Raw genomic sequence first — 11,631 nt, 5'->3', positions numbered from 1 at the left:
AAGAGTGGTTAACTGTTTATAATACGCAAAGACCCCATGATGCACTAAAAGGTTTAACACCCCTAATGTACAAACAAATGCATTCCGTTTCTACTTCTTAGTTGTACTAAAAATGGGATGGGTACAGGGGCTAAATCCTTATTTTGGAGATTACTCGGATATCTATGAAGGCGATGTTTTTTACAATGGATTTTGTGTGGTAATTCTTATTGATAATCCTGAAGAATTTAAAGATAAAAATAAAATAAAGGAACATATTAAAGAAGCTATTAAACATGCCAAAGCAGTAGGTTTTAATTTTATGGAAGAGGACTACAATAAAGATTTAAGGATGGTTTTTCTTAGCTATACACCAAGCATTATGGAGACAGTAGCTGGTGTTGGTAAGTATCTCAATACTTTTTCTAATACACCTTCCCTATCTTATCCTAAAGATTCCATTATTGCCTATGGTGACGTTTCATTAGATGGTAGTTTTTCTATTTATACTAAATTTAATCCCTCACTTTATGAGAGACGAATTCGCTATATTAATGAAAATGGTAAATAAATAGGTATTGTTCTAATTAAAATTTATAACCCTATTGAAAAATGAAGTTAATAGCATATAGTGTTTTTAATAAATTATGGAACCTTTGCATTTATCTTTCCTTGATTGGTGTGTGATAACTAGTTTTTCTCCATTTATCTTTTTTAAAATTTAATTGTGTTGTAAAAACTTTGAGGATAACTTGTTAAGCCAATGGGGATAACTCATTTTTTTATCCTTATCTATTTTTTTATTCTTTTTTATAAAATAACCAATCACAACTTTATAATGTTTATATTATTTTAATAATTATTTGATTTTTAACATATTTTTATACTTTTCCAAGTTATCCAACGAGTATTATTATTACTTTTATCTTTATATATAACAGTACAAAATATTATTTGAGTTTTTGATGCTGTTATTCTCGGTGTAATCATAAGGTATTAGGCTTAAGAGTGATTTAAAAACTCTGTTATCCCATATTAAGGCATGTGGCAAAGGATAATCACCCAAGGTAGACTATGCTTGAAAGTACAGATTGTAGTTATATAGAGAAAGCTATAGAGACAGCATGGGGAATGAAAATTAATCAATGTATTAAAAGACAGCTAAACACTATTAGTAGTCTAATGGAGTATTTCTGACTAAATATGATTCACAACATTCCTGCAGAATAAATTATTTTTGGCAGAATTTAGCCGTAGCATACTCACACAATAAAGAGTTTTGACAAAATTTAACTGTAGCATACTTGAACAATAAAGGATTTTGACAGAAGTTGACTACAGCATACTTGCACAATGGAGTATTTTTAACAGAATGAACTGCAATATACTCGTACAATGAAAAACCTTATTTGTGGTGCAGAGAAGGTAAGTCATGCTAATAATGCATTTTGCAGTATAAATCCATCAAGATTAGCTAATGGCAAGTTTCATTAATGCTTAATCCTTTGTAGTATGAACCTACCAAAATAAGTTAACAGGCAACATTAAGGGACTTTTTAGTATTCTTTTACAACAATAAAGAGAAGTAAATCCTTCTAGTCAATAATTGAAGGTATTGCAATGGATAAAAACTCTGTGGATAACTTGAGGATGAATCTTTAAAAAATGAATTTTTTAATTAGGAATCTATTTTTATCCTCTTTTTTACATTTTATAAAAACAACATTATGGACATTATTCTCAATCTATAACTTATTAAAAAATCACTACTTTTTTAACTTATCCTAGTTATCCACAGAGTATTATTACTATTCTTATCTATATATATTAAATATCACTAATTCTTGATAGAGCATTGTTCAAAGTGTCGTTGTATTTTGCAAAGCAAAAACGCACAAGATGATTATTTGCTTCTGGACTATTAGGATTTCTGTAGAAAGCAGATACTGGAATAAGTCCCACTTTATATTCACGAGTTAAATCACTAACAAAGGTATATTCATCTTTATTTGAAATAGTTGAATAATTAGCAAGCAAAAAGAAAGTCCCTGCACTTTTAATAGGTTTAAAATTTGTTTTTGCTAATCCATTAAAAAGTAAATCATGTTTTTGCTGATAAAACTGTGACAAACCCATGTAAGTAGACTTATCTTTCATATATTCTGCTAATGCGTATTGCATAGGAGAACATACAGTAAATACAATGAACTGATGAATTTTACGAAATTCCTTAGTTAATGCAGCAGGAGCACAGCAATAACCCACTTTCCAACCAGTCGTATGATAAGTTTTTCCAAAAGAAGAAATAATAAAAGCTCTTTCAGCAATAGCAGGTCGGCTTGATAGGCTCAAAAAGGGTTTATTATCAAAAACAATATGTTCGTAAACCTCATCAGCAAGAATAAAGATGGAATGACGGCTTAGAATTTGTTCTATTGTGTCTAAATCTTCTTTTTCCAAAGTAATGCCAGTGGGATTATGAGGAAAATTAAGAATAAGAAGTTTAGTTTTTGGAGTGATACTTTTTTCTACTTTTTCCCAATCAATGGTAAATGAAGCATTTTGATCATTAGGAGGAGTTAAAGCAACGTATACAGGAGTACCTCCAGCTAGACGTATACTAGGAACATAAGAATCATAGCAAGGTTCAATAACAATGACCTCATCACCTGTATGTACCGTAGCAAGAATAGTTGCCATGATAGCCTCTGTAGCCCCATTAGTTACGGTAATTTCACTAAGAGGATCATAAGATGCACCGTATAAATCTTTTACTTTAATAGCAATCTCCTCCCTAAGAGGAGCAACGCCAGGCATATAAGGGTACTGATTATGTCCCTCTTTCATAGCTTGATTTACTAATTCAATGAGTTTTTCATCAGGATTAAATTCAGGAAAGCCCTGTCCAAGGTTGATAGCATTATTTTCAGCGGATAGTTGGCTCATCACTGTAAAAATAGTTGTTCCAATATCAGGTAATTTAGATTGAATCATTTTAGAGTTAAGACATATAAGTTAATGGAAATGCTTCAAATATAAAGCTAATTTTATGAGTTTACAAGGAATTTTATTAAGAAAATAGGAAGTTATTATAAGCTTATACACAGAGTTATCAACAAGTTTTACACAGTAATAGCCGTTTTATCCAAAGAGTTATCCAAAAAATAGCGGAGAGAGGAAGGATTTATTATGAAAATAGAACGGATTTTGGAAATTTGTACACAGAGTTATCAACAGCTCTGTCAACCGTCTTTTACTATACAAAAAGTTATAAAAAAGGGCAAAATAAATGATATTTAAAAAGAGTAAACTTATTTGATAATAGCTTGTTTACTAGTTATTTTCGTTAATGGATAGCAAAGTAGTAGATGGATAAATTCCTCTTATTTAAATTCATAAAAGTGTCATATTATCGGATTTATTCACAAAGTAATCCACAGTTTTTATCTTTAAGTTTTTGAATGGAGATATGAAAATAGTATTGAATTATCTCTATTTAATTACAAGGATAACTTTTTGACTTCTTCCTCTATACTTGCACAAGAGGATTCCTACTGCGTCTAACGATACTACCAGTTAGCTCACTTTGGTGGGTTCGTGCTGCTGACTCTTTACTACACAGTTCACTTCACATGCGCTACGGGCAAGTCCTGCCCTGAATACTTTTACGCCACCAGTATCGCCTGACCACGCTTTAATACATTGATAGCACCAACCACATCAGCATTTTCCGTGTAGCCGCAATCCATATATTCAAACAACGCCTGTGTTTGGCGGTTGCCCCTTGCCGTATGTCCACACGCAGGACAACAACGACTGGTATTTTGAGGTGGAATCGTAATTAAGTAACCACCACTCCACTTCGTGCCAGAGACACCCAGAATGAACAACACAAAACTTTCTTTAGGATATTTTGTATCTGGTTCATTCCATAGTAACTATAATCTGGGTTGTCTGCAAAACTCTGCCCACTTTGTCGCAGAGCTCCTCAGATAATTCAGGCACAAAATCGTACGCAGGTACGTTTTTGTGTCCGGTTCATTCCAGTGTAGTTTGTAGTCCAATTGCCTGCGAAATTCTGTCCACTTCGTCGCAGAGCTCCTCAGATAATTCAGGCACAAAATCGTACGCAGGTACGTTTTTGTGTCCTGAATTATCCACATACACAATTGTGTGGTTTTTGCTAATTTCTTGTTCTTGAACTGCTTTTGCAGCTTCGCTAATTGACCTTTTAAGATTTTAAACGCATGGATTGGTTCAAAGTACTGCCCTGTGGAAAGCGTCGCAAAACGTACAACGCCCATATCAATACCCATCTCTCCCCCTTTAGGAGTTGGGGTTTGTGTTTCCCATTCGGTTTGAATGGAAACATACCATTTGCCACACCGCTGGCTTACCGTGATATTTTTCAATTCGCCCACAATAGCCTGACTGTTACGGTAACGCACCCAGCCAATTTTAGGCAAATAGACACGGCCGTTTTGCTGCTCTACCTTAAACCCTTGAGGAAATCGAAAACTGTCTTTGATGCCTTTACGTTTAAACTTTGGGAAGTCTGCTCGCTTGGCAAAGAAGTTTCTAAATGCTCTCTCCAAGTCTTTTAGGCTTTGCTGTAGGACTTGGCTGTGGCAGTCTTGCAACCACAGAAATTTCTTCTTTCATTCAGGTAGCAGGTTAGCCATTTTTGCGTAGCTTAATTTGAATGACTTATCCGCTTTGTATTGCTCATTTTGATATGCCAACGCCCGATTGAAGACAAAACGAGAACAGCCACAAAATCGCTTAATTTTGCGGATTTGCTCGCCGTCTGGCATGAGTTCAAATCTAAAGGCTTTGCGAATGAGCATATCAATTTACTCAAATTAAGCTATTAAATTCTGTTATACAAAAACTGCTTTGTAGTTCGTTCCTTATATCCTTGCCGTAAACGACGAGGTTTTACGGCACGGTCTGATAAAGATGTTATTTGGTGTTTGTTGTATTCAAGAATAAGAATCGCTGATGTACTACAAAATATGTAATGTTGTCATTTTAGGTATAATCAGGAAGTCTATTGATAGACTTGAGAGTGGTTTAAAAGTATTGTTATCCATATTGGGTATGTGGTAAGGGATAATCCCCAAGGGTAGACTATGCTTGAAAGTATAGATTGTGGTTATATAGAGAAGGCTATAGAGATAACAGGGGGAGTGAAAATTAATCAATGTATTAAAAGGCAGCTAAACATTATTAGTAGTCTAATGGAGTATTTCTGACTAAATATGATTCACAATATACTCACAAAATAAAGTATTTGATAGAACTTGACAGTAGCATACTCACACAATGAAGTATTTCTGATTGAGTGGATTCACAACATACTCAATCAACGAAAAATTTACCCTTTATCCAGGAGAAATGAGCTGTATTTGTAATGGGATCAACAGTAAGAAATCCATCTAGCTGGGATAAAGAGAAGTTTGTGAACAATTATCTTATGAATACATGGATTCACATAGAAGCAGACTAATAGTTAGCCTTAGTAGACGCAGTAGAACAAATTTTTAGTTCTAGCTATTAACAAGAATTCTAGAATATTTAGAACATAATTTCATTCATAGGATAGACATTAAGTCGCTCTAGCAATTTCACGTAGAACACAATTTAGTCATTCAGGAAATCATTAATAAACTGGGAGCATCAATGGCGAATTAAATGCTTATACTCAAAATTATGTGTATTCTGAGAGCAAGAGTTGATTGCTTAGATGAATATACTAATCAGGCGTTTCACGTGAAACATAACTTTAATCCGCTTAATGAACTTTGAAATGGACTGCCATCTGTTTCACGTGAAACACGATTTAGTTGTTCAGAAAACTGTTAATAACTGGGAATTTCAAAGTGATTAAGTTTTAGAAATGTTCATGTTTAGAGTTGCTGTGATTTCAAAAATTACGTTTCTGGATAACGATTAAGAAAAATTAAATTCTGATATGTTGAGTAGATGTTCCACGTGGAACGTAACTTCAATTCAATCGATGACCTTGCAAATTGACATCTGTTTCATGTGAAACTAACTCAGTCATTCAGGAAATCATTAATAAATTGAGAGTATCAAAAGTGAATCAAATGCTTAACTCAGAATTATTTTTTATTCTGAAAGCAAGAGTTGATTGCTTAGATGAATATACTAATCAGGCGTTTCACGTGAAACATAACTTTAATCCACTTAATGAATTTTGTAAATTGACCGGTTCCTGTTTCACGTGAAACATGATTTAGTTATTCAGAAAGCTGTTAATAAACTGGGAGTTTCAAAGTGATTAAGTTTTAGAAATGTTCATGTTTGTAGTTGCTGCGATTTCAAAAAATTACGTTTCTGAATAACGATTAAGGAAAATTAGATTCTAATATGTTGGGTAGATGTTCCACGTGAAACTTAATTCTCTGATGAATTAATAAGTTTTGTGAATCGATGTATGTTTCACGTGAAACAGTATTGGGCAGGACAAAGTGTTGCAATTTTTATTTCGATAAATAAGGATAAAGTGCTAAAATAAGGCATTCAATCTTAAAACATCTTTAAATTTCTCTCAATCTAGCATTTATAATGAACTATCCAGAAGAATTTGACGTCATCGTAGTTGGTGGCGGGCACGCTGGTACTGAAGCCGCATTGGCTTCTGCAAGAACAGGCGCTAAGACTTTGTTGTTAACTCACAATATCGAAACTTTAGGTCAGATGTCATGTAATCCTTCTATTGGGGGTATTGGTAAAGGACATTTGGTTAAAGAAGTTGATGCTTTGGGTGGTGCTATGGCATTAGCAGCTGATGAAGGTGGTATTCAATTCAGAATATTAAACTCGTCAAAAGGTCCTGCTGTTCGTGCTACTCGTGCTCAAGCAGATCGTTTGTTGTATAAACAAGCTATACGAAGTCGATTGGAGAATCAAGAGAATTTATTTATTTTCCAGCAAGCGGTAGATGACCTTATTCTTGAAGGGGACAAGGTTGTTGGTGCTGTTACTCAGATAGGTATCAAGTTTCGTGCAAGAGCGGTGGTATTAACTGCTGGAACCTTTTTAAATGGGCTTATTCATATAGGTTTGAGTCATTACTCTGCTGGGCGGGCTGGTGATCCTCCAGCAATTAGTCTGGCGCACCGTCTCAAAGAGATGAATCTGCCTCAAGGGCGTTTAAAAACGGGAACGCCACCTCGTATTGATGCACGTACAATAGATTATTCTAAGCTCACTGAACAACCAGGAGATACAAATCCTGTGCCTGTGTTTTCTTATATGGGTAATGCAAAAATGCATCCTAGACAGGTTTCTTGTTGGATTACGCATACTAATGCACGTACTCATGAGATTATTCTTAATGGTCTGGATCGTTCGCCATTGTATACTGGAATTATTGATGGAGTAGGTCCTCGCTATTGCCCTTCTATCGAAGATAAAATCAAACGTTTTTCTGATAAAGAGTCACACCAGATTTTCTTGGAACCAGAGGGCTTATTGACTCATGAGGTTTACCCCAATGGGGTGTCTACGAGTCTACCATTTGATGTGCAGTTAAATCTGATTCACTCATTGCCTGGGTTGGAAAATGCACATATTTTGCGGCCTGGCTATGCCATCGAGTATGACTATTTTGACCCTAGAGGATTAAAAACAAGTTTAGAGACTAAACTCATCCAAGGTCTTTTCTTTGCCGGTCAAATTAATGGTACGACAGGTTATGAAGAGGCAGCTGCACAAGGTCTATTAGCGGGATTAAATGCTTCTCGTTATGCACGGGATTTAGAACCTTGGACGCCACGTCGTGATCAAGCTTATTTGGGTGTTCTAGTGGATGATTTGATTACACGAGGGGTGACTGAGCCTTATCGTATGTTTACTTCACGTGCGGAATATCGCCTAAGCCTGCGAGAAGATAATGCAGATTATCGCTTGACTGAAATTGGGCGAGAGCTTGGGTTAGTGCCAGATGATCGCTGGGAAGCCTATTGCCGTAAGCGTGATAATGTAGAGCGAGAAATTGAACGTTTGAGGAGTATTCGCGTTAATCCTCGCACTTATAAAGAGGAAGATGCACAGGCGCTATTTGGTAAGACATTAGAGAGAGATTACTTGTTGTCTGATTTGTTAAAACGCCCTAATGTTACTTATCATGAGTTATTGAGTTTACCTACTGAAGAGAGCTATCTGCCAGAAAATTCATTGACTGAGACTGAGATTGAGCAAGTGGAGATTCAACTAAAGTATGCTGGTTATATTGCACGTCAGCAAGAAGAGGTTGAGCGTCATTTACATTATGAGAATCTTAAGATTCCTGCATCCATGGATTATGATGCTATGACAAACTTGTCGTTTGAGGTGCGTCAAAAGCTCAAAGAACATAAACCTGAAACTATTGGTCAGGCAAGTCGTATTTCGGGAGTCACACCAGCTGCAATTTCTCTATTGTTAATCCAGTTAAAACGATTACAAGTATCTGTAAAGTAAACTTTTCAGTATAGCGGAATCGTTAAAAATTGAATAGCAAAATATACGTAGATTTGTGTATTGAAGTATCTTTTTAATAGGATTAGACTGTTGTTCATATTGCTGGGCTATCTAGTTTTTTAGAAATTCTTTTGTGTGATGTAGAGGGATTTGTCAATTATCAACAATAAGGCTTTTTGTTGAAACTAGTAAGTATTAGTAGGTGGGCGTTGTTGGCAAGATCAATTATTTGCAGACAAAAATTTTGAGTGTTGATTGACCACAGATGATGAATTAGGACAAACGATGGACAAGGATATTGAGCGTAGGCTAGAGCAAGGGGCAGAGGAGCTGGGGCTGTCTCTGTCTTCTGATCAGCGTGCGAAGCTGTTGGGGTATATGGACTTATTGAAGAAATGGAATAAGACCTATAACTTGACCGCGCTTAAGACTGATGAACAGATGCTTGTCCACCATATTTTGGACAGTTTAGCTGTGGTTGTTCCTTTGAGAGAGCGTATTCAAAGCACACCTCAAAATGAGGGTACAGTACAAGGAGCTATTGCTATGCCACAAGAAACTGTTCCTGTACAAAAGTTATCTATTCGCCTATTGGATGTTGGTTCTGGTGGCGGTTTGCCTGGTGTAGTGCTAGCAATTATGAATCCAACTTGGTTTGTTACTTGTGTAGATGCCGTGGAAAAGAAGACAACATTTATTACTCAAGTAGCAGGTATATTAGGGCTTTCTAATCTTAAATCCAAACATACTCGTATTGAGAAATTTGAGGTAGAGCCTTTTGATGTGGTTATATCAAGGGCTTTTGCTTCTCTAGCAGATTTTGCAAATTTGTCAGGTCAATTAGTTGAACAAAGTGGGCATTTAGTTGCTATGAAAGGGTATTATCTGGATGATGAAGTAGCTGAATTAGAAACCCAATCAGATTGGCAGGTAGAGCAGCATTTACCTATCTGTGTTCCGCAGTTAGACGCAGAGCGTTGTTTGATTTACTTAAAGAGAAAGGGAAATAAAATTGGCTAAGATTTTTTGTATTGCTAACCAAAAAGGTGGCGTTGGTAAAACAACAACAGCGATTAACCTTGCGGCAAGTTTGGTTGGTCACAAGAAAAAAGTACTACTGATTGATTTGGATCCTCAAGGTAATGCGACTATGGGCAGTGGTATTGATAAAAATGCTTTGGGTACAAACATTTATCAAGTATTGATCAATCAAGCAAGTATAGAGCAGGCTCGGGTGCATTCTGAGACGGGGGGCTATGATGTTTTACCTGGTAATCGTGAGTTATCTGGGGCCGAGATTGATTTAGTGCAGTTGGAAGAGCGTGAGCATCAACTCAAAAAAGCTATTTCTTTAGTTGAGGATCAGTATGACTTTATTTTGATTGATTGTCCTCCTACCTTATCATTACTCACTCTAAATGGGTTAAGTTCCGCTCATGGTGTGATTATTCCTATGCAGTGTGAATATTTTGCTCTAGAAGGGTTAGCAGATTTAGTAAATACAGTTAAACGTGTGAATAAGAGCATTAATCCTGACTTAACACATATCGGTATTTTACGAGTGATGTTTGACCCTCGTATTACCTTGCAGCAACAGGTATCTGAGCAACTAGTGTCGCACTTTAAGGATAATGTCTATAAGACCATCATTCCTCGCAATGTTCGTCTTGCGGAAGCCCCTAGTTATGGTGTTCCTGGCGTAAATTATGATAAATCTTCTAGGGGAGCCAAGGCTTATGCTCAGTTTGGAGCTGAATTAATTAAGCGTGTAAAAACCATGTCCCGCTAGTTTTGGGAATGGGTAATTGTTGAAAAGGGATTCTCCTATAACTTGTTGCAGTCGTTATAGATTAAGAAAAAATAGCCTGACGTTATTGACAGCCTAGAAGTAGAGGGGGAGACAACTTTGCGGCATAATTGATACAATATCAAAAAATCGGTGAATGGTAGGTGATGAAATGAAAGGAACTAAAACATCAAAAAGCACAAATACAAAATCTTTGACAAAGTCCATTGCTTCTAAGCCTGCTCGGGGAGCGGCTCCTAAGAAACTCTCTAAAGGAGGATTAGGAAAGGGGTTGGATAATCTATTAGGTGATGATATTGATATCTTAGTTGACTTACAAAAGAAACCTACAGTAGGCACACAAACGTTACCGGTCACTGCTTTACAAGCAGGTAAGTATCAACCTCGCACACATATGGATGAGACAGCTTTGATGGAGCTATCAGAATCCATCAAAGAACAAGGACTTATGCAACCCATTTTGGTCCGTCCTGTCGGTAAAAATAAGTATGAAATTATCGCTGGCGAGCGCCGTTTTCGTGCAGCAAAGTTAGCTGGTTTAGAAGAAGTGCCGGTGCTTATTAAAGAAGTTAGTGATCAAAATGCAGCTGTGATGGCGCTCATTGAGAATATGCAGCGAGAAGACTTGAATCCTTTAGAAGAGGCTAAAGGTATTCAACGTCTATTAAATGAATTTAAATTCAGCCATGAACAGGCTGCTCAAGCCATTGGGCGTTCTCGTTCAGCGACATCCAACTTACTTCGTTTGCTCAATCTTGCCTCTCCTGTACAGACTATGTTAAATGCTGGTGATATTGATATGGGACATGCCCGTGCTTTATTAGCATTAGATAGTGCCCAACAAATCATTGCTGCGAATCAAGTCCATGCTAAACAACTTTCTGTGCGTGAGACTGAGAAGCTCGTTAATAAACTTTTAGCTGGTGAGGGTGCCAAGTCAGGAGCAAAAACAAGTCATAAGCCTGTTAATCGGGATATTGAACGGTTACAAGAAAACTTATCTGATTATTTGGCGACTAAAGTAAGTTTCAAACTAGGTCGTAAGGGCAGTGGTCAGCTTGTCATTGATTTTAATGATAGCGAGCATATCAATGCCTTACTAGAGAAAATGGGTCTATCCGTTGTTTTCGAGTAAATCTCTTATTAAAAAATATTGAGTGTCTTTTTAAAAATTGATGGTTGATAAAAAGCAATAACCATAATTCACTGGTGTTTTCAGATTATCTGATAATGATGAAAAGTGATCATTTGGAACTTTACTCTGAGTCAATCATCACTGCTGACTGAACATAGAATAAGGCGATTCATAACTTACAGGTTTAAATTAAACAGACTATCCTACGGCTGGACTAAGC

General features: G+C 36.3%; 10 protein-coding genes. 6 read left to right on the top strand and 4 right to left on the bottom strand.

The genetic code is table 11. The features are described from left to right. On the top strand, positions 1 to 101 hold a 101-nt coding region (locus HKX40_RS10925; protein ID WP_171589525.1), incomplete at its 5' end, for an integrase core domain-containing protein. Positions 102 to 112: 11 nt separating this feature from the next. Next, positions 113 to 550: a hypothetical protein gene (locus HKX40_RS10440; RefSeq protein WP_171589524.1), complete on the top strand. Its 438-nt coding sequence runs from the start codon at positions 113 to 115 to the stop codon at positions 548 to 550. 1,256 nt (positions 551 to 1,806) lie between these two features. On the opposite strand, the gene HKX40_RS10435 is transcribed toward HKX40_RS10440, so the two are convergent. From HKX40_RS10435 to HKX40_RS10665, 4 genes are all read right to left on the bottom strand, one after another. Next, on the bottom strand, positions 1,807 to 2,973 hold the full coding sequence (locus HKX40_RS10435; protein ID WP_171589523.1) for a methionine aminotransferase: 1,167 nt from the start codon (positions 2,971 to 2,973) through the stop codon (positions 1,807 to 1,809). A 671-nt stretch (positions 2,974 to 3,644) separates the two neighbouring features. Beyond that, entirely contained in the window at positions 3,645 to 3,872 is a 228-nt protein-coding gene (locus HKX40_RS10675) for a zinc ribbon domain-containing protein (RefSeq protein ID WP_216605240.1), read from the bottom strand. Positions 3,873 to 3,917: 45 nt separating this feature from the next. After that, positions 3,918 to 4,574: an RNA-guided endonuclease InsQ/TnpB family protein gene (locus HKX40_RS10670; protein ID WP_216605239.1), complete on the bottom strand. Its 657-nt coding sequence runs from the start codon at positions 4,572 to 4,574 to the stop codon at positions 3,918 to 3,920. Between the two features lie 63 nt (positions 4,575 to 4,637). Next, positions 4,638 to 4,826, bottom strand: a complete 189-nt coding sequence (locus HKX40_RS10665; RefSeq protein ID WP_216605238.1) for a helix-turn-helix domain-containing protein — start codon at positions 4,824 to 4,826, stop codon at positions 4,638 to 4,640. A 1,744-nt stretch (positions 4,827 to 6,570) separates the two neighbouring features. On the opposite strand from HKX40_RS10665, the gene mnmG reads away from it, so the two are divergent. From mnmG to HKX40_RS10410, 4 genes are all read left to right on the top strand, one after another. Beyond that, positions 6,571 to 8,469, top strand: a complete 1,899-nt coding sequence (gene mnmG, locus HKX40_RS10425; RefSeq protein ID WP_171589522.1) for a tRNA uridine-5-carboxymethylaminomethyl(34) synthesis enzyme MnmG — start codon at positions 6,571 to 6,573, stop codon at positions 8,467 to 8,469. Positions 8,470 to 8,754: 285 nt separating this feature from the next. Further along, positions 8,755 to 9,489 carry a 16S rRNA (guanine(527)-N(7))-methyltransferase RsmG gene (gene rsmG / locus HKX40_RS10420; RefSeq protein WP_171589521.1) on the top strand — a complete coding sequence of 245 codons (735 nt, stop codon included), beginning with the start codon at positions 8,755 to 8,757 and terminating at the stop codon, positions 9,487 to 9,489. After that, positions 9,476 to 10,258, top strand: coding sequence for a ParA family protein (locus HKX40_RS10415; protein WP_425500461.1), 783 nt, complete (start codon positions 9,476 to 9,478; stop codon positions 10,256 to 10,258). The genes rsmG and HKX40_RS10415 overlap by 14 nt, the downstream gene beginning before the upstream one ends. A 169-nt stretch (positions 10,259 to 10,427) precedes the next feature. Beyond that, the gene (locus tag HKX40_RS10410; RefSeq protein WP_171589519.1) at positions 10,428 to 11,411 is read left to right on the top strand and encodes a ParB/RepB/Spo0J family partition protein; all 984 of its coding nucleotides are present in this window, start codon (positions 10,428 to 10,430) and stop codon (positions 11,409 to 11,411) included. The last annotated feature ends 220 nt before the right edge of the window (positions 11,412 to 11,631 follow it).

This window comes from Pelistega europaea, assembly GCF_013133775.1.
Classification (GTDB): domain Bacteria; phylum Pseudomonadota; class Gammaproteobacteria; order Burkholderiales; family Burkholderiaceae_B; genus Taylorella; species Taylorella europaea.
The sequence above is the reverse complement of the archived record's forward strand: the minus strand, read 5'-3'. Positions and strand labels throughout refer to the sequence as shown.

What these genes read in the sequence shown, in the direction of transcription:
- mnmG (WP_171589522.1), top strand. Translation starts at nt 6,571, where the DNA reads ATGAACTATCCAGAAGAATTTGACGTCATCGTAGTTGGTGGCGGGCAC.
- HKX40_RS10665 (WP_216605238.1), bottom strand. Translation starts at nt 4,826, where the DNA reads ATGCTCATTCGCAAAGCCTTTAGATTTGAACTCATGCCAGACGGCGAG.
- HKX40_RS10435 (WP_171589523.1), bottom strand. Translation starts at nt 2,973, where the DNA reads ATGATTCAATCTAAATTACCTGATATTGGAACAACTATTTTTACAGTG.
- HKX40_RS10440 (WP_171589524.1), top strand. Translation starts at nt 113, where the DNA reads ATGGGATGGGTACAGGGGCTAAATCCTTATTTTGGAGATTACTCGGAT.
- rsmG (WP_171589521.1), top strand. Translation starts at nt 8,755, where the DNA reads ATGGACAAGGATATTGAGCGTAGGCTAGAGCAAGGGGCAGAGGAGCTG.
- HKX40_RS10410 (WP_171589519.1), top strand. Translation starts at nt 10,428, where the DNA reads ATGAAAGGAACTAAAACATCAAAAAGCACAAATACAAAATCTTTGACA.